The sequence below is a fragment of the Chryseobacterium sp. II3a genome, from assembly GCF_057815135.1.
This window is the reverse complement of sequence record NZ_JBYPZJ010000003.1, coordinates 435070-454192: the sequence shown is the minus strand read 5'-3', so window position 1 is coordinate 454192 and position 19123 is coordinate 435070. Positions and strand designations below refer to the sequence as shown.

Genomic DNA, 19123 nt, shown 5'->3' with positions numbered 1-19123 from the left:
AAAATTAATATAATATGAAACCAGAAAAAAATAATGAAAAGACGGACCAACTGAAGCAACACAGTACTTCTAATGAGAATGAGAAGCTTACCACCAATCAGGGTTTAAAGATCAATAACAACCAGGATTCTTTAAAAGCTGGTGATAGAGGCCCATCATTACTCGAAGACTTTATTTTACGTGAAAAAATTACTCATTTTGATCATGAAAGAATTCCTGAAAGAGTAGTTCATGCCCGAGGATCCGGTGCTCATGGAGTTTTTAAACTTACCAGAAGTCTTGCAGAATATACAAAAGCCAAATTCTTAACGGAATTGGGAAAGGAAACCCCTGTTTTTGTAAGATTTTCGACCGTAGCCGGAAGTAAAGGAAGTACGGATCTGGCAAGAGATGTACGCGGTTTTGCCATTAAATTTTATACGGAAGAAGGTAATTATGACCTGGTAGCGAACAATATGCCTGTGTTTTTTATTCAGGATGCCATCAAATTTCCGGATCTTATCCATGCCGTAAAACCTGAACCGGATAATGAAATCCCTCAGGCTGCTTCCGCTCATGATACTTTTTGGGACTTTATATCGCTGATGCCGGAAAGCATGCATATGATAATGTGGCTGATGAGTGACCGGGCCATTCCAAGAAGCCTGAGAATGATGGAAGGATTTGGCGTACATTCTTTTAAATTCATTAATGAAGAAGGAAAGGTACATTTTGTAAAGTTTCATTTTAAACCCAGACTCGGTGTACACTCTGTAGCCTGGAATGAGGCCCAGACCATTTCAGGAGTAGATTCTGATTTCCATAAAAGAGATCTTTGGGAAGCTATTGAAAATGGAGATTATCCTGAATGGGATTTTGGAGTACAGCTGATTCCTGAAGAAGATGAAGACCGCTTTGATTTTGATCTTCTCGATCCCACAAAACTGATTCCTGAAGAAGAAGTTCCTGTAGAAATTGTAGGAACATTAACCTTAAATAGAAATCCTGATAATTTCTTTGCAGAAACAGAACAGGTAGCCTTCCATCCGGGACATATTATACCCGGAATAGATTTCACCAATGATCCTCTCTTACAGGGCAGGTTATTTTCGTATACCGACACTCAGCTGTCAAGATTGGGCTCTCCCAACTTCCATGAAATACCCATTAACCGCTCTATCAATACAGTTCATAATAACCAGCGCGATGGGCACATGAGACAGCAGATTGTTAAAGGGAAAAGCAGCTATGATCCTAATTCCACAGGTGGCGGATGTCCCTTTCAGGCGATGATGTCTGAAGGAGGTTTTGCTTCCCAGCAGGAAAGAGTTTCAGGGAGTAAAATCCGTGAAAGAAGTAAAAGCTTTGTAGATCATTATTCACAGGCTAAATTATTTTATAACAGCCAGTCAACACCTGAAAAAGAACACCTTCATAATGCCTTCATTTTCGAATTGTCAAAAGTTACCCTTCCTTCTGTAAGAGAAAGACTGGTAGGACAATTAGCCTATATTGATATGTTCCTTGCATGGCGGGTTGCTGAAAAATTAGGTGTAGAAGTTAAGAAGCTGGATTGGCCGAACCAAAGCTTACCGGCAGACAGCAATATTGTAGAACTGCAAAGTGAGGAAAGAGAGCCTAAAACGAAAGTTTCAGAAGCGCTGAGTATGAAAAATACGGTTAAAAATACAATTAAAAGCAGAAAAGTCGGATTTATTATGGCCAGCGGGGTTTATCATAAACAGGTAAATGATCTGAAAATAAAACTGGAAACAGAAGGTGCACGCGTTGAATTCATTGCTCCGAGTCTGGCTAAAGTAAGAACTGATGACGGGTCAGAGCTTACTCCCAAACATTCTTTAACCAGTACCTCCAGTGTCTGTTTTGATGCCCTTGTTATCTGTTCGGGTGAAGATTCAGTAAAAGAACTCATGATTCCCGAAAATAAGCATCTGGTACTGCATTTTATTAATGAAGCTTATAAACATTGCAAAGCGCTTTATTTTGGGTCAGGTACTGATCCTCTTTACCATAATAGCAATGTTGCTGCAAAAAAACATCAAGATCCAGGGATTATTACATGGGAAGATAATGCAGCCACAGATCACTTCATCAATGCCATTGCCCAACACAGAGTCTGGGATCTCGAAATGGAAAGAAACGCTCAATCATAATATACAACCTTCACACCAACCACACTTAATATTTTTATGATGAAAGGGAGCGGTTTTTACCATTAAAGATCTCAGAAATTCTGAAAAATATAGGACCATTCCATATTCATTACTACATAAAGACTTCATAAACAGAAATGAATGGGTACGGATAGCTGATAGTCTTAAAGCTATCAAAGCGTAATACAAATTATTAAACAATATTTTCCAAAATAAAAATGCTATGGAATTTCAAAAGAACCTTCTCGAATATATAAGCCACTGTCTGATGGCTGCTGATGAAACTATTTCTATTGCTGAAAGCGTAACATCAGGTTGCTTACAACTAGCTTTTTCACAGATGCCCAACGCCTCTTTAACATACAAAGGCGGAATAACAGCTTATACCTTACCGGAAAAAGTAAGACTATTAAAAGTAAATAAGAAAGAGGCTGAAGAATGTGACTGCGTTTCGGAAAATATTGCAAAAACCATGGCATTAAACGTTGCCGGTCTTTTTGAATCCGATTGGTCTATTTCAACCACAGGGTATTGTACTCCAATACGCAACTCCTCTTATAAGATCTTTGCTTATTTCTCATTTTCGTATAAAGGAGAGATTATCCTCACTAAAAAACTGGAACTTCACCCCAAAACCCAGGCTCTGAATGCCCAGCTATATTATACAGAATTCATTTTGGGATGCTTTAAAAGCGAACTTAACAGGCTTTTAATTTTAAAATAAGAAATCATGGAACGTAAAAATAAATATGTTCTGATTACCGGAGCAACAAGTGGAATAGGCTATGAACTGGCTAAACAGTTTGCCAAAAACGGCTATGATCTTGTTATTGTTGCCCGGGATTATGAAGAGCTTAAAAACAAAGCCAATGAGTTTAAAAAATATGGAATTAATGCCATTCCTATATCAAAGAATCTTTTCTCAGAAGATGAAGCCTATTCTCTGTACTCTGAATTGAAAATGAATGGAATAAGCCCTGAAATTCTGGTGAATGATGCCGGACAGGGTGTATATGGAAAGTTTCAGGATACTGATATTCATCGCGAGGTAGATATGGTTAATCTAAATATTATTTCTGTGATCATATTAACCAAACTGTTTATTAAGGACCGTCTTCCTAAGAGATCGGGGAAGATTTTAAATCTGGCTTCCGTGGCCAGTAAAGTTCCCGGTCCATGGCACTCGGTATATCATGGCACCAAAGCATTTGTTCTGTCATGGTCTGAAGCCATACGAGAAGAGTTAAAAGACGTAGGAATTACGGTGACGGCTCTTCTGCCAGGTCCAACTGATACTGATTTCTTCAATAAAGCAGATATGAACCAAAGTAAAATTGTTGAAAATAAAGATAGTTTAGCATCACCTGAAGAAGTAGCTGTAGATGGCTATAATGCTTTGATGAATGATGAAGATAAAGTTATCTCGGGAGTAAAAAATAAATTATCTGTAGCCATGTCTAATCTTTCTACAGATAGTATGGCTGCTCGCAGAATGGCTGAAATGCAAAAACCGGTGACTGAAAATTAGAAATCATGGGAAAGCTGGAAAACAAATCTGTTCTGATAACAGGCGCCGATAGCGGAATAGGCAGGGCAGTGGCACTCCTTTTTGCTCTGGAAGGCGCTGATATCGGAATTATCTATCACTCAAGTGATGATGATGCAGAAAAAACAAAGACTGAAATTAAAAATCTGGGTAAACAATGTATTATTTTCCAGGGAGATATCAACGATTATGAATTTTGTGAAAAGACTACTCAAAAGGTAATTGAAGCTTTCGGAAAAGTGGATATTCTCATCAATAATGCAGGCGTACAATTTCCTGCCGAGACGATTGAAGAACTTGAAGAAAAGAATATCAGGCATACCTTTAATGCCAATATTGTAGGAATGATCCTGCTCACGAAAGTCATATTTCCCTATCTGAAAGAAGGAAGCTCTATCATCAATACAACTTCTGTTTCAGCATATGAAGGCCACCCGGAATTATTGGATTATTCTGCAACAAAAGGTGCTATTGTATCTTTTACCCGTTCATTGGCATTACAGGCAAAACCCAAGGGAATTCGGATTAATGCGGTTGCTCCTGGTCCGGTAGCAACACCGCTCACTAAGGAAACTTTTGATGAGAAAAAAGAGAATCCCAATCAGCCACCTTTAGACAGGAATGCAACTCCCGAAGAAGTAGCTTACAGTTTTCTCTTCCTGGCCAGTGAAGACGCAGCACAGATTACCGGCCAGGTGATCCACCCCAACGGTGGAATTATTGTAAACGGATAACAGATAATTTAACCCTAAAACAATTGGTTATGTACAGAGACGGAGCCAGAAAAAGTATATGGCAGGATGAAATTAAGAAAATTTCAACAGAAATGATCTCAGCCAATGGTTTGATACCGTTATTGTTGGTGGTGGAATTACTGGAGTTTCAACAGCTTTAAAATTACAAGAATCCGGCCAGAAATGCATTATTCTTGAAGCAGCAAATATAGGTTTCGGAACTACAGGAGGAACCACAGCCCATCTGAATGATTTTTTTGATACTACTTTTGCCCAAGCCATTAAGGACTTTGGACTGGAAAATGCCAAACTGTATGCTGAATCAGGAAAAGATGCCATTCAGAGTATTGAAAATAACATTACAAAATATAGCATCAGCTGTGATTTTGCCAGAAAATCAGCTTACCTTTTTGCTTTGGATGAAGACCAGGAAAAACGATTGAAAGATATTGTGACAGGAGCTGCCCAGATTGGCCATGAAATGACTTATGTAAATGAAATTCCATTTCCAATCCCTTTTACAGAAGCTGTACTTATTCCCAAACAGGGACAATTTCATCCTATCAAATATATCAAAGCACTTTGTGAAGCCTTTATCCGGCTAGGGGGCGCTATTGAAGAAAAATGCGTTTGTGAAAACCATGAAGAACAAGCAGACCACGTTGTTCTTACCACTTCCAAAGGAGATATAAAGGCCAAAAATGTAATCTATGCCACCCATATTCCACCAGGAATTAATCTGCTTCATTTCACTAATGCACCCTATCGCAGTTATGCCATGGCATTTACATTGAAAGATGGAAGCTTTCCAAGAGACTTAGGCTATGATCTTTGTGAACCCTATCATTATTACCGTCTTCAGGAAATGAACGGTGAAAATCTCTTGATTGCAGGAGGAGAAGATCATAAAACAGGACATTCTGATGACACCGGGGAATGTTTTTCCAAGCTGGAAAATTATGTCCGGGAACATTTTGATGTAGAAACAACCTATTACAGCTGGTCCAGTCAATATTATGAACCTATTGATGGTTTTCCTTATATAGGCAGGCTTCCCGGAACAAGGGAAAGAGTATTTACTGCCACAGGATTCAGGGGAAACGGGATGATCTTTGGTACGCTTTCAGCACAGATTCTTCATGATCTTATTGTGACAGGAAGAAGTAAATATGAACATCTTTTCAGTCCTTCAAGAATAAAACCTATAGCCGGATTTTCAGATTTTGTAAAAGAAAATACAGCGGTAGCTTTTGATTATATAAAAGATAAAATTTTTGTTGAGAAAATAGATTCTCTATCAAAAATTAAACCCGGAGAAGCAAAAGTCTTTCGATATGAGTCGGACCATTATGCTTTGTACAAAGAACTTAACGGAACTTTTCATCTCCTGAGAAGCAAATGTCCGCATGCCTCCTGTGAGGTGCGGTGGAATAGTGCAGAACTCAGTTGGGATTGCCCTTGTCATGGCTCAAGATTTAATGTCAATGGGAAGCTGCTTACCGGGCCATCCACAAAGAATCTTGATAAAATCTTTCCGTTTCAAAAAAAGTAAATCATTATGCATCGCACCAGTTTTCTTTATCGTAACGGTTTAAGTATAACCCTCATTTTACTCATGCTTTTTTCTCTTACAGGCCAATTTTTCACGGGTTGGAAAACGGAAAACAAAGAGCTGGCAGAAGAGGGATTTCCGATTTTGACCATCAATGAATACTTCTATAGCGGACATTTCATACAGGCTACTTTTGAGAATTGGGAAAGTGAATTTCTTCAGATGATGCTTTATGTTTTATTAACGGTATCACTTCGACAAAAAGGTTCCAGTGAATCAAAATCTTTAGAAGGAGCAGAAGAGGTAGACAGAGAACCTGTTGCTCATCCTAAAGCTCCATGGCCTGTAAGAAAAGGGGGAATATGGTTGAAAATTTACAAGCATTCGTTATCACTGGCTTTTGCATTACTTTTTCTGTGCAGTTTTGGAATGCATTTTTATGGGAGTCTTATAAATTATAATAATGAGCAGGCTATGAAAAAAGAGTCTCCAGCCACCGCCATACAGTATCTTTCAGAATCAAGGTTTTGGTTTGAATCATTTCAGAACTGGCAGAGTGAATTCCTTGCTGTTGCCTCTATTGTTATTTTATCTATCTGGCTCCGGGAAAAAGGATCCCCGGAATCAAAACCGGTAGATATGCCTTATGATGAAACTCCTTGATTTTTAGAAGATTTAGGCTTTGATTTCATTACGGCAAAATACGATGAGGTAAAGGCTGATAAACTTTGATAGCCTATTTTATAAGCTACTTCACTTAAGGTATATTGCTGGGTATCGATTAGTTCAATACTTTTTAAAATTCTGGTTAATTGAAGGTATTTTTGCAGGGTAATTCCGGTCTCATTTTTGAAAATCCGCTGAAGGCTTCGTACTGACATTTGTGCCTTGCCCGCCAGGGAATCAATATCTAGATTATATTTAAAATTCGCATTGATGTCATTGCAGACAGGAATTAGTCTTGTATCTTTTGGAATAGGAATTTCCAAACCATTGCTTTCTTTACAGAAATTAGGAAGGCTTTTCAGAATGGCCTTAAAGAAAATATCCTGTTCCTCATTTTCATCCAGAGATTGATTCCACTTTGAAGCATAAAGGAGCATTTCCTTCAAAACAGGAGGAACAGCAAAAACATGGACATTCTGATAAAAATCGTCTTCAAATACAGATTTAAATAAAAAGACCATTAGATTAACTGTTTTTGCTTCAGAAGTAATTTTATGCGCTTTTCCGGAAGGAACCCAGATCACATGATGCTGTGGAACCAGATAAATTTTCTGGTCAATATGAAAATACTGATAACCGTCTTCCACAAAAGTCAATTGAGCACGGTTGTGAACATGCTCATAATCATCATGTTTCCAATCTTTTTCACACCAGACATAAGCTTCTTTTTCAATGGCATCTACAAACTGGCTTTGTGTTTTTTCAATCAATCCACATTTCATATTGTCGTTTTGTATATATTTTTTGGCAAATTTAATAAAAACGCCAATATTAATTTTGTACTATTAATTTATATCCTTTGCAGAATGAAAAAAATATGTTCTTTTTTTATTTTAATTTTACTATTTAACACCACACAAATTATGGCACAAAATAAAGCTAAAATATTGGTACTTATCCATTCAGACAATGGTGGAACCTATGAATTGGCCAAAGAAATAGCCAAAGGTATTGAGAGTGAAAACAATGCCACGTCTTATATTAAACTGGTAAAACCATCCCAGAATTCCAACCTTAAAAACATCCCTGTTGCAACAGTAGATGAACTTACCAGCTATGATGGAATTGCTTTCGGATCCCCAGTTTATTTCGGAAATATCAGTACCGGAATGAGCGAGTTTTTATCTAAAACGGTTCAGCTTTGGACCAATCATGCATTGGAAGGAGTTCCTGCAACTGTTTTTATGTCTGCAGGAAGCGGTGCAGGAAAAGAATTGGCTCTTCAGGCATTCTGGAACAGTCTTGCTGTACACGGAATGATTCTGGTATCCAATGGAATTAGGGGTACTGAAGAGCTTAACAAAGCAATCCCACAAGGAAATTCAGTACTGGGAATTACGACTATGGCTTCTCTAAAGGATGTTGAACGCCCTACAAGAGGAGAAAGAACACTTGCTGAACTTCAGGGCAGAAATTTTGCCAAAGTATCATTGGCTTTGAAAGATACCCGCCCAAAAAAAACAGTTTCCATTATTGAAAACCACCAGAATTTTAATGAAGTTTTAAAGCAAAAAAATATCGTTCTTCCACAGGTTCCTAAACCGGCTGGAAATTATCAGCCATTTGTTCGTTCTGGAAATCTTGTTTTTATCAACCAGGTTGCCTTGAAGGATGGAAAGATCTTTAATCCCGGAAAATTAGGTGTAGATGTTAATGAACAACAGGTAAAGGATGCTACCAGAGTTACGATGCTGAATGTTATTTCGGTTCTGAATGAAGCTGTTGGCGGAGATCTGGGCAGAGTAAAACAATGTGTACAGCTTACCGGAATTTTCAATACAAAAGATGATTACACCAAACATGCAGATCTGATGAACGTAGCTTCTGATCTTACCGCTGAGGTTTTCGGAGACAAAGGAAAACATGCAAGAGCTACATTTGGAGCATCTTCTATCCCTGTGAATTCTTCGGTTGAAATTCAGGCAGTTTTTGAAGTAGAGTAGTTATTTTCTGGTAGATAATTCTATACATATTTGTTTTATCTGTGGGAATTTTTTTGGTCTCTCACCGATCACACAGATTTCGTGGATGATTTTGAATAATAGCTTATAAAATGATAGCGCAAACGGATAAAGGTTTGCGCTATTTGTTTTTATGTCTCACTGATCTTGTTGGTTTTCTCCAAAAAGATTATTACGAATGAGAATACATAATGATGGGGAAATAATTATAGTATACAGCAGGTAGAAAAATTGCGTTATTTGCGGAATCTGCGAGAACTTTTTATTAAGAAAGCTGTTTAAAAACTTCGGCAATGATCTGTATACTTTGTTTCAATTGCTCCTCTGAAACGGAGCCATAACTTAGCCTGAAACCATTGACAGAGTTTCTACTATATTGTTTCGGGTGAATAATTTTAATGTTTTTCTCTAATAATGCTGAGGTTACCTTATCCCAATCCAATATTATCTTTGGAACAATCCAAAAGGCTAATCCACCTTCCGGTAATGTAAAGTGAGCAACATCTTTCATATATTGATTCAAAAGACTATATACAAAATCCCTTTTGTGTTTATAATGGGCCGTTGCTTTTCTGATGTGCTTTTTTACCGCTCCTTCTTTGATTAACTGTAAAACAGCCTGCTCCATGATAACATCTCCATGCACATCAATAATCTTTCTTAAATTCCCGATCTTTTGTAATAAATCCTGGTTTTTAGTAGCCAGATATCCAATTCTTAATGCCGGAGCCACCACTTTACTCAATGTCCCGATATAAACATAATGATTAAGTTCAGGAAAACTGGAAATGGGTAGAATAGGGCGGTACCCAAAATGGAACTCATTATCATAATCATCTTCAATGATTGTAATATTATGTTGATTAGCGAGTTCTATTAATTTTAATCTTCGTGATAAGCTTAATGTAACCATTGTCGGGTACTGTCGATGAGGGGTTACATATATTGCTTTGATATTTTTATGCTCTACCAGAAGTTTTTCAATATGCTTTATATTGATTCCTTCTTCATCTACAGAAACAGGAAGAAGCTTAGCTCCTGCATATTCAAAAGCCAGCCAGGCGGGCTGGTAACCGGGGTCTTCTACAATAACATAATCTCCGGAAGTAAAAAGGCTTTGAGCTGTCAGAAACATAGCCATCTGACTCCCTCTTGTAATGGATATTTCCTGTTCGTTAATCTGCATCCCACGCTGATGGTTCAGCATCTGAGAAATCATCCTCCGGAATTCGATATCCCCATGTTCATCTCCATATCCCATCATCTGCCATTTTGCTTTAATTCCGAAAATCTGACGGTAGGCCCTTGCCAATTCAGTTACGGGAGCTATTTTACTGTCCGGATGACCATCATCGAAATGAATCATTACTCCATGATTGGCTATGGGATATCTGGAAGAATCGAGCTTCCTATCCATTCTCTTTTCGTATAAAACAGGCAATTCATCTGAAACAAAAATTCCTTTTCTTTCTTTAGAAATCACCCATTCTTCATTAAGTAATACCTGATAGGCTTCAACCACTGTATTTCTGTTGATTTTCAGCATCGCAGCCAGGTTTCTGCTGCCGGGAAGTGCATCTGCGGCCTTTAACCTGCCTGAGCGGATATCTGCAATAATGGTATCTGCTATTTGTAAATACACTGCTTTATCAAGCTTCTTATCTATTTCGAATTCTAATTTCCAAGGTCGAATCATCTGGACTATCTATTTATATAAAAACTGCATTAGTTAAACAGTCCAAATATAGAATAATTTTGTCATGCAATAAAGCACAAAACTTTAAAATTTTAGAAATTATGGACAAAAAACAGTTTAGTTCAAAAGACTTTCACGAAACGTTTGCAAGACCAAAGTATGTAAAGCCAAGCCATTTAATTCATAAAAATGTAGAAAATGCAGGAGAACATAATCAGTTTTCAACAGAAAGAAAACACCCTGTTTTCTTTGTAGATCTTCCAAGTAAGAATGTCAGTATGACCATTGGAGGATTAACTCCCGGACAGCAAACGAACAGACACCGCCATACCTATGAAACTGTATTATTTGTCATTGAAGGAAAAGGCTGGACAGAAGTAGAGGATGAAAGAGTACACTGGGAGGCGGGAGATGCCGTTTATATTCCGTCATGGGCGTGGCATAAGCATCAAAATCTGAGCGATACAGAACCAGCCAAATATATAGCCTGCGAAAATGCTCCTCAATTACAGAATCTGGGTGTAGCCTTGAGAGAAGAAGAAGGCAGGGATCTTTAATACCATGGTTTAAGCCATTAATCTGATTTTATTGATCATGGATATGATTTTCTTTTTCAAAGTGAAATTTTACTTTAATATAAATCACTATTAATGGTTTACAATTTTTACTAAAAATTATTTTAAATTTTTAACCCAATAAAACATGAAAAACGTACCATTTAAAGGGATAATATCCTATCCCATAACACCTTTTGATGAAAATGAAAAAGTAGATATCCCTCTTTTCAAACACCTGGTAGAAAGGCTGATTACTTCTGGAAGTCACGGTATTGCTCCTTTGGGAAGTACAGGGGTAATGCCTTATCTGTCTGATGAAGAAAAGGAGGAAGTTACAGAAGCCACATTACAGCAAGTAAAGGGAAGAATCCCAACTCTTGTAGGGGTTTCCAATCTTACCACTGAGAAAACGATTCATCATGCTCAATTTGCAGAGAAAGCAGGAGCAGATGCTGTAATGATCATTCCAATGAGCTACTGGAAACTCACAGATGACGAAATTGTGGAACATTATGATGCCGTAGCGCGTAAAATTTCTATTCCAATTATGGCTTATAATAATCCGGCAACAAGTGGAGTAGATATGTCACCGTCTCTCTTAAAAAGACTGCTTGAAATACCTAATGTAACCATGATTAAAGAAAGTACAGGAGATATTCAGAGAATGCATTATCTAAGAAGAGAACTGGGAGAAGAAGTCGCTTTTTATAATGGCTCAAACCCTTTAGCTTTGGCTGCATTTTCTGCTGGGGCAAGAGGCTGGTGTACTGCTGCACCTAATCTTATTCCTGAACTTACTATCAGTCTTTACAATGCGGTTGAAGAAGGGAATTTAGAGAAAGCAAAAACTATTTTCTATCGACAGTTTGATCTTTTAAAATTCATTGTCAATAAAGGATTACCAAGAGCTGTGAAATCAGGTCTGAATATTCTGGGCGAAGATGGCGGAAATTTGAGAAGTCCTTTAAAACCTTTGCATGAAAAAGAAACTGAAGAATTAAAAAACATTATTCAAACCCTTATTAATTAATAACATCTCATGAAAAAGTCCATTTTTTATCACGCAGGATGTCCTGTATGCATCAGTGCAGAACATGATATTGTCAGCCTTATAGGGTTGCAGAATGTTGAAATTATCCATCTGGGTAATGAAAAAAATAAAATTGAAGATGCTGAAAAGGCAGGGGTAAAGTCTGTACCTGCTTTAGTAACACCTAGCGGGAACGTTCTTCATATTAACTTTGGAGCATCTATAGAGGATGTGAAAAATTAGCATATTATTAATCTTGTATCAACGGCTCAATTGCTTGAGCCGTTTTTTACCTTTTTTAAATGATAGCATTACCTTCAACACCATCAGCATTATTCGTTTTATGACCTGTTATTGCTGATGCAACAAAGCTAAAGAGACTGACTAGTTTTCCAGCTTTGGTGTCCCAATAATAAGTTTCTTTAGGTTCTACACGGATAATCGTAACATTGGGATCATCTTTTCCGTCAAACCAGGCTTTTGCAAGGGGAGACCATTTTTCTTCTATAGTGGTCTTATCTTTATAAACAGAAGCTTTTCCATATACAGAAAGATATTGGGAATCACTATTATTCATGAAAAATAGCTGAACTCTCCGGTCTTCTTTTATTTCAAAATTTTTATTGCTGGTTCCACTGCTGATAAACCAAAGGTTTCCGCTGTCATCTGTCTCTTGTAAAGTCATAGGTCTTGAGTTGACAGGTACTGTTTCCAATTCTGTACAGAACATACATATTTTTGCATTTTCTGACAGTTCTTTGATCTTTTTGATCGCTTCGAGATGGGTAAGATTTTGTGTAGACATAATATAATATTTAAATGATTGGTTGAATCGTAATAATTCTACAGAAGCTAGAATTAATTTTATTGAAATATTCAAATACCTGACCAAATAGGCAGAAAGTGTGGTATCTCTATTTAAAATTTTCATATGATTGTTAGAAAATGCCAATAAGAAACGGATAAAAATCTGTGAAATCGGAGCCGTTTTGTGGCGAAATTTTATGTACATTTGAATATGCAGATTTCACCGCCAAAACACCTGGCACCTTTTATCCGGCATTATATCTTTTTGGAAAACAATGAAAAGGATTTCAAGAACGTCAGATTATTCACTGATGGCAGTACCGGGTTAATTTTATCTGCTAATATGCGTTTACACTCTCATCTTTCCGGGGAACCAATGCCTTTTTCTTTTTTTTATGGAGCTTTGAATACTTATAAAGATTTTTATTCAAAAGATACATTCTCTTTTATTGCCGTTATTTTTCAGCCTTACTTTTTAAATATTCTTCTGAAAACCTCTGCGAAAGAGGCTAAAAACCAGATTATTTCTGTTGAAGATGTATTGAAAGATGCATTGCAGCCCTTTCAGGAGAAGCTTTTTTACAAAACAGATCCTTTGGTAATCATCAATGATCTGAATCTATTTTTCACGAAATTTCTATCTGAAAAAATTGATACTGAATACCAGTTTATAGCAGCAGTTCAACAGTATATCCTTCAGAACAAGGGTACAGTACTCTCAAAGGATCTGGAAAAATTCACAGGATATTCTGAACGCCACCTGGAAAGAAAATTTGAAAGCTATATGGGTATCTCTCCTAAAACATACAGCAATATTATCCGGCTTCATTATTTTTTAAGTCTTATGAAACAGGAGAATAAAGATCAAAACATGACTTTGCTTTCCTATCATGCAGGCTACTCCGATCAATCTCACCTGATCCGGGAGTTCAAAAAGAATGTAGGACTTACTCCCAGACAATATGCCAATACGGAAAATAAAATGGCTGTTAACTTTATTGAACTGTAATTTCTATGTCGGTTTTATACAATTTTTCTTTAACAGGCTGTCATAGATTTGTTGAAAAAAATTATGAATATTAAAATCTCAACGGCACAATTTGAAAATAAAAGCGGGGATAAAGAGTATAATTTGTCTGTCATAGAAAAACTGGCCCAACAGGCTGCTTCCAAAGGTTCTGATGTGATTGCTTTTCACGAATGTTCCATCACAGGATATACTTTTGCCCGAAAACTTTCCAGAGAGCAGCTTTTGGATATTGCAGAGCTTATTCCTTATGGGGAAAGTATTCAAAGACTACAACAGATCGCTGGTCGGTATAATATTACAATTTTGGCAGGTCTTTTTGAAAAGGATGAAAATAATAATCTTTTTAAAGCTTATGTATGTGTAGATAAAACAGGATTGAAGGCAAAATATAGAAAATTGCATCCCTTTATCAATCCCCATCTTACTCCGGGTAATGAATATTGTGTATTTGAAATTCATGGTTGGAAATGTGGTATTTTGATCTGCTACGACAATAATATTATTGAAAATGTAAGGGCGACCAAATTGCTTGGTGCAGATATTATTTTCATGCCTCATGTTACGATGTGTACACCTTCCACAAGACCAGGAGCAGGTTTTGTAGATCCTCAGCTTTGGGAAAAAAGGGTAGATGATCCTACTTCTTTACGTCTTGAATTTAGCGGAATGAAAGGAAGAGACTGGCTGATGAAATGGCTTCCTGCCAGGGCTTACGACAATGCAGCGTATATCATTTTCTCAAATCCTATCGGAATGGATGATGACCAGCTTAAAAATGGATGTTCTATGATTATTGACCCTTTTGGGGATATTATTGCAGAATGTCAATCATTTGAAGACAGCTTTGCATCTGCTGTTATTATTCCTGAAAAGCTCACGCAGGCTGGTGGTTACCGGTATTTAAAAGCAAGAAGACCGGAACTTTACAGAGATATTATAGGGAAAGAACATTCTTCTGTGCAAAAAGTGGTGTGGCTGGATGAGAAAAACAATTAACCTATAATTATTCATTGGTCATTTGTATAATAGCAATGAATGATCAAAAATATAAGGGCAGATTATGGGTCTGCCCTTGTATTTTTTAATTTGAAGCATCAACAAGTTGATTTGACTAAGCTAATGATATGATTCTATTATCTAGGTCTGTCTGGTTTTGTTGGATCAATGGTCTCATCTGGATTATCACCTTGAATGGGTGGTGTAAGTTTAGAAGCAGATGATTCTATTTTTAGCCCTTGTTTACTGAAATTTGCATCATTTTTAGGAGTAAGATCTTCATCTCGTTCAGAAGTACAGGAATTAAGTGTAAATACGATAGCAGCACTTGCCGCTAAAATAATTAGTTTTTTCATGGTAATTGTTTTACATTAAGGTGTAAAAATAGTAATTAACAGGTGATCTCCTGCTATGTATTTTATATTTTTATTTTAAAATTAAAAACCTCAAACCTCATAAATCCCATCACCTGTAAACACAAAAAACTTGCTTTTCTTAGGGAGATTCTTTGTATCCAATCCTGTAAATTCACTGAATGCCGGAAGTAACAATTGGTTTTCACTTAATGCAAAACAGGGAAGCCTGATGCTTTTCACAGCAGAATTTAAAACAATTCCGGGATGAATATGGCCAGTGATCTGAAAACTTTGTCTTTCTTTATCAAAATCATGAATCAGCGTAAAGGCTCCCAGTTCCAATAAGAATGCTTTAAAATCAAGACAAAGCTTTTTCTCCAAAGGCTCTGAAATACGGTCGTGGTTTCCCTCAATAAGATAAAACTTCAAATCAGGATATTGATTTCTCCATTGGCAGAACTCATCCACATCAGAATTGTCACCGGCGTGAAGCAGGTCACCCACTACAATCAATTTTTCTGGCTGAAAGTACTCAATTAATGCAGACAGTCTTCCAAGGTCACTTTTCATGATATGGTTAGCGATTGCAATACCATTTTTCCGGAAATGAGCAGTTTTTCCGATATGAAGATCGGAAAGTATTACAGCTTTTTCCTTTTTCAGAAACAGTGCGCGCTGGTTTGTCAGCGTAAAAACTTCATTTTGAATGGTAATTTCTTTAGTGATAATATACACAGTGGATTAGGTAAAGATTTTGGGGTAACGTTTAAGTTTTCTTACAAAAGATTGTTTTAATAATAATTATTCTCTCTTCTGCTTACATGAAATTTTTCATCAAAAATATAAGTGATTGGAACTCCTGTAGCAATTTCCCTTTCCAGAATTTCTTCAGGAGATAAATGTTCCAGGTACATGATAAGGGCGCGAAGGCTGTTTCCATGAGCAACAATTAATACATTTTCGCCTTGTTTCAATAAAGGAGTAATTTCTTTTTCAAAATAGGGAATAACCCTGTTGTAAGTATCTTTAAGGCTTTCTCCACCAGGTGGAACTACATCAAAAGATCTGCGCCAGATATGAACCTGCTCTTCTCCATATTTCAGGGCAGTTTCTGCTTTATTAAGGCCTTCCAGGTTTCCATAAGAGCGTTCATTCAAGGCTTTATCCATCACAATAGGAATATTGGGCTTTCCAATTTCATCAAGAATAATGGTAAGGGTATGTTTAGCTCTTAGCAAAACTGAAGTAAAGGCAATGTCTATTTTTTCTTTTTTTAAGGCAATTCCTGCATTTTTTGCTTCTTCAATTCCTGTTTCTGTAATATCGATATCCTGCCATCCTGTAAATCTGTTTTCAAGATTCCAGAGTGACTGTCCGTGACGGACTAAAAACAATTTTGCCATTATGTATTTTTTATTTTAGCTTTTTGGTAGCTATACTCTAAGGTACGGCGAATATTTAAACTTATCAAGGAAATTCTGTCAGAATATTTGGCCAACAATACGATTAAATTATGCGTAAATGATATCAAATGTCTGCTATATTGGAAAGTTTCAGCATTCTTTTAATTCTTGCATCCAATCCTTCACTGGAAAGAGTCTGCCTCAAACTATCTACCTTAATAGGAAAGCTTAAAGGCGTAAAGGAGCGGGAATGTTTTAAAATAATCGTAGATTTTTCAATCCTTTTAAAAGCTTCTACGAGCCGTTGTTCCTGAAGCTGCATATTAAAGACTTCTGTATAGGCCTGTTTGATTAAAAAGTGGTTGGAATCATGATCTTCCAAAACTTTAAAAATGAGCCCGGCTGAACTTTGCAACGATTTATTGGAGCGCTGCTGACCGGCATAATTTTGAATCACCATTCCGGAGATCACTGCAATATCTCTGAATTTCCGTCTTGCCATTTCTGCAGAATTGATGCTGGCAATCACATCGTTCATCAGATTATCCCTGGTCAATATCTGCTGTAAATTTTCTTCATTCAATGGAATTTCTTTATCACTGAACAGCTCAAATCCATAGTCGTTCATTGCCATTGAAAAGGAAATAGGAGCCAGTTTTGAAATCCGAAAGGCAATTAACGCGGCCATTACTTCATGTACCAGACGGCCTTCAAAAGGATACATAAACAAGTGATATCCTTCGCGGTTTTTGATCATTTCCACCAGAAATTCATTTTCCTGTGGAATGTGAGAATTCTCTTCCTGATTAATCAATAGCGGATGCAGAAATTTAAGTTCTTTTTCCGAAGCTTTAGGGCTTAAGGCATGTGAAAGTTTTTCTCTTAAAAAATGCCCTAGATTGGAACTTAATGGTAATCTTCCACCAAGATAACTTGGAACCAGGGCTTTTCCCTTGGCAGCTCTTACATAGACCGTCATATCCTTAATCATAGCAACTTCCAACGTTCGACCAGCCAGAATAAATTTTTCTTCTTTTTTAAGTTTGGAAATAAAATATTCTTCAATCATTCCCACATAACCACCGGAAATAAATTTTACTTTAAGCATGGCATCGCTTACAATCACGCCCATATTCATTCGGTGAAGCATGGCAATTTTTCGGGAAGTTACTTTATACAAGCCATCTTCCATGATGACAATTTTATGAAATTCCTCATAGTTTTTTAAAACACTTCCGCCAATGGTCAAAAATTCAAGAATACTTTTCCATTCTTCATCCATGATTTCCTGAAAAGCATATACTTTTTTAATTCTTTCATAAGTTTCATCAGGATAAAAGCCATTTCCAACAGCCAGAGTCATGAGGAATTGAACCAAAACATCAAAACATAATACTTGAGGCTCTCTGGGCTCCACTACTTTTTGTTTTACAGCTTCTTTTAAAGCTGAAACCTCTATTAATTCTAAAGAGTGGGTGGGAACACAATAAATCTTAGATGTTTCGAAAGGAGAGTGCCCACTACGACCTGCTCTTTGAAGAAATCTAGCCACTCCTTTTGCAGAGCCAATTTGAATTACTGTATCAACAGGTTTGAAATCTATTCCGAGGTCTAATGATGAAGTTGAAACTACAGCTTTTAGTTTTCCTGAGCTCAGATTTTCTTCAATCCAGATTCTCAGATGGGCATCAATGGAACTGTGGTGAATAGCAATTTGCCCTGCAAAATCAGGGTAGGCATCTAAAAGCAGCTGATACCACATTTCGCTCTGACTTCGGGTATTGGTAAAAACAATGGTAGATTTCGATTCAAGAATGATGGGAACTACTTTATCTGCAAGCTTATGGCCTAGATGGCCTGCCCAGGGTAATATTTCCACTTCATTAGGGAAGACAGGAATAATATCGATCTTCTTATGTTCTTTGGCTGTTATTTTTGTTTTTTTTATATCATAAGGAATTAAAATCTCCATGGCTTCATCCAGATTTCCAATTGTAGCTGTAATACCCCAGATCTGTAATTTAGGAACATATTTTCTAAGCTGAGATATTCCGAGCTCTACCATGACACCGCGTTTTGAGCCTAACAATTCATGCCATTCATCTACCACAACACATTTCATTTCCCGGAAAAAATTTTCATGATTTTTCTGAGCCAGCAGGAGATGTAAACTTTCAGGGGTTACCACCAAAATTTCAGGCATTTTTTTTATCTGCTGCTGTCGTACCTTAGGATCCGTATCTCCGTTTCTTACCCCAACTACCCAATCTAAACCGATTTCATCCATGGCTTCCTGCATCGCTTTAGCAATATCTTTGGATAGAGATCTCAGCGGAGTAATCCAGATCATTTTTAGTCCTTTTTTATAATTTTCAGGATGGTTTAAAAAATCTGAGATTAATGCTAAAAAAACAGAAAAAGTTTTTCCAAATCCTGTAGGCGCTACTACCATGCCGCTATATCCGCTTCCGAATTTCCGCCAGGTATCTGTCTGAAACTTAAAAGGGGAAATGTCTTTATCCTTCATCCATTGCTGAATGATGGTAAATCCGTTGGTATGTTCAAAGGCAGCCATG

19 protein-coding genes are annotated in these 19123 nt (G+C 37.0%); 12 read left to right on the top strand and 7 right to left on the bottom strand.

Annotation, left to right across the window (positions count from 1 at the left end; translation table 11 throughout):
* Window positions 1-14 precede the first annotated feature (14 nt).
* From AC3HD6_RS10580 to AC3HD6_RS10555, 6 genes are all read left to right on the top strand, one after another.
* Window positions 15-2153: a catalase gene (locus AC3HD6_RS10580; protein WP_488896310.1), complete on the top strand. Its 2139-nt coding sequence runs from the start codon at window positions 15-17 to the stop codon at window positions 2151-2153.
* A 223-nt stretch (window positions 2154-2376) separates the two neighbouring features.
* Window positions 2377-2877 (top strand): CinA family protein, encoded by a 501-nt coding sequence (locus AC3HD6_RS10575; protein WP_488896309.1) that lies wholly within the window; start codon window positions 2377-2379, stop codon window positions 2875-2877.
* Window positions 2878-2883: 6 nt separating this feature from the next.
* The gene (locus tag AC3HD6_RS10570; RefSeq protein ID WP_488896308.1) at window positions 2884-3681 is read left to right on the top strand and encodes an SDR family NAD(P)-dependent oxidoreductase; all 798 of its coding nucleotides are present in this window, start codon (window positions 2884-2886) and stop codon (window positions 3679-3681) included.
* Between the two features lie 5 nt (window positions 3682-3686).
* The gene (locus tag AC3HD6_RS10565) at window positions 3687-4433 is read left to right on the top strand and encodes an SDR family oxidoreductase (protein WP_488896307.1); all 747 of its coding nucleotides are present in this window, start codon (window positions 3687-3689) and stop codon (window positions 4431-4433) included.
* A gap of 121 nt (window positions 4434-4554) precedes the next feature.
* Window positions 4555-5985 carry an FAD-dependent oxidoreductase gene (locus AC3HD6_RS10560; RefSeq protein WP_488896442.1) on the top strand — a complete coding sequence of 477 codons (1431 nt, stop codon included), beginning with the start codon at window positions 4555-4557 and terminating at the stop codon, window positions 5983-5985.
* 63 nt (window positions 5986-6048) lie between these two features.
* The gene (locus tag AC3HD6_RS10555; RefSeq protein WP_488896306.1) at window positions 6049-6648 is read left to right on the top strand and encodes a DUF6766 family protein; all 600 of its coding nucleotides are present in this window, start codon (window positions 6049-6051) and stop codon (window positions 6646-6648) included.
* Here AC3HD6_RS10555 and AC3HD6_RS10550 read toward each other — a convergent pair.
* A complete protein-coding gene (locus tag AC3HD6_RS10550; protein ID WP_488896305.1) occupies window positions 6630-7433 on the bottom strand; it encodes an AraC family transcriptional regulator in 804 nt (267 codons plus the stop codon). The two genes, AC3HD6_RS10555 and AC3HD6_RS10550, sit on opposite strands and share 19 nt — an antisense overlap.
* Window positions 7434-7574: 141 nt before the next feature.
* Between AC3HD6_RS10550 and AC3HD6_RS10545 the strand changes: the two genes are divergently transcribed.
* Window positions 7575-8654 carry an Atu1372/SO_1960 family protein gene (locus AC3HD6_RS10545; protein WP_488896304.1) on the top strand — a complete coding sequence of 360 codons (1080 nt, stop codon included), beginning with the start codon at window positions 7575-7577 and terminating at the stop codon, window positions 8652-8654.
* 283 nt (window positions 8655-8937) lie between these two features.
* Here the strand turns inward: AC3HD6_RS10545 and pdxR are convergent, their stop codons facing one another.
* Window positions 8938-10368 carry a MocR-like pyridoxine biosynthesis transcription factor PdxR gene (pdxR, locus tag AC3HD6_RS10540; protein WP_488896303.1) on the bottom strand — a complete coding sequence of 477 codons (1431 nt, stop codon included), beginning with the start codon at window positions 10366-10368 and terminating at the stop codon, window positions 8938-8940.
* Window positions 10369-10469: 101 nt separating this feature from the next.
* Here pdxR and AC3HD6_RS10535 point away from each other — a divergent pair, with 101 nt between their 5' ends.
* From AC3HD6_RS10535 to AC3HD6_RS10525, 3 genes are all read left to right on the top strand, one after another.
* The gene (locus AC3HD6_RS10535; RefSeq protein WP_034698222.1) at window positions 10470-10925 is read left to right on the top strand and encodes a cupin domain-containing protein; all 456 of its coding nucleotides are present in this window, start codon (window positions 10470-10472) and stop codon (window positions 10923-10925) included.
* A 145-nt stretch (window positions 10926-11070) separates the two neighbouring features.
* Window positions 11071-11955, top strand: a complete 885-nt coding sequence (locus AC3HD6_RS10530; RefSeq protein ID WP_488896302.1) for a dihydrodipicolinate synthase family protein — start codon at window positions 11071-11073, stop codon at window positions 11953-11955.
* Between the two features lie 9 nt (window positions 11956-11964).
* Complete coding sequence (locus AC3HD6_RS10525) at window positions 11965-12198, top strand: thioredoxin family protein (protein WP_488896301.1); 234 nt, start codon at window positions 11965-11967, stop codon at window positions 12196-12198.
* Between the two features lie 55 nt (window positions 12199-12253).
* Here AC3HD6_RS10525 and AC3HD6_RS10520 read toward each other — a convergent pair whose 3' ends face one another.
* On the bottom strand, window positions 12254-12760 hold the full coding sequence (locus AC3HD6_RS10520; RefSeq protein WP_488896300.1) for a pyridoxamine 5'-phosphate oxidase family protein: 507 nt from the start codon (window positions 12758-12760) through the stop codon (window positions 12254-12256).
* Window positions 12761-12973: 213 nt separating this feature from the next.
* Here AC3HD6_RS10520 and AC3HD6_RS10515 point away from each other — a divergent pair, with 213 nt between their 5' ends.
* Both AC3HD6_RS10515 and AC3HD6_RS10510 read left to right on the top strand, forming a co-directional pair.
* On the top strand, window positions 12974-13771 hold the full coding sequence (locus tag AC3HD6_RS10515) for a helix-turn-helix domain-containing protein (RefSeq protein WP_488896299.1): 798 nt from the start codon (window positions 12974-12976) through the stop codon (window positions 13769-13771).
* 63 nt (window positions 13772-13834) lie between these two features.
* The gene (locus AC3HD6_RS10510) at window positions 13835-14788 is read left to right on the top strand and encodes a nitrilase family protein (protein ID WP_488896298.1); all 954 of its coding nucleotides are present in this window, start codon (window positions 13835-13837) and stop codon (window positions 14786-14788) included.
* Between the two features lie 137 nt (window positions 14789-14925).
* On the opposite strand, the gene AC3HD6_RS10505 is transcribed toward AC3HD6_RS10510, so the two are convergent.
* From AC3HD6_RS10505 to AC3HD6_RS10490, 4 genes are all read right to left on the bottom strand, one after another.
* On the bottom strand, window positions 14926-15144 hold the full coding sequence (locus AC3HD6_RS10505) for a hypothetical protein (protein ID WP_488896297.1): 219 nt from the start codon (window positions 15142-15144) through the stop codon (window positions 14926-14928).
* A 90-nt stretch (window positions 15145-15234) separates the two neighbouring features.
* On the bottom strand, window positions 15235-15879 hold the full coding sequence (pdeM, locus tag AC3HD6_RS10500; protein WP_488896296.1) for a ligase-associated DNA damage response endonuclease PdeM: 645 nt from the start codon (window positions 15877-15879) through the stop codon (window positions 15235-15237).
* Window positions 15880-15935: 56 nt separating this feature from the next.
* Window positions 15936-16547, bottom strand: coding sequence for a 2,3-bisphosphoglycerate-dependent phosphoglycerate mutase (locus AC3HD6_RS10495; RefSeq protein WP_488896295.1), 612 nt, complete (start codon window positions 16545-16547; stop codon window positions 15936-15938).
* Window positions 16548-16671: 124 nt separating this feature from the next.
* A complete protein-coding gene (locus AC3HD6_RS10490; protein WP_488896294.1) occupies window positions 16672-19122 on the bottom strand; it encodes a ligase-associated DNA damage response DEXH box helicase in 2451 nt (816 codons plus the stop codon).
* Between the last annotated feature and the right edge of the window lies 1 nt (window position 19123).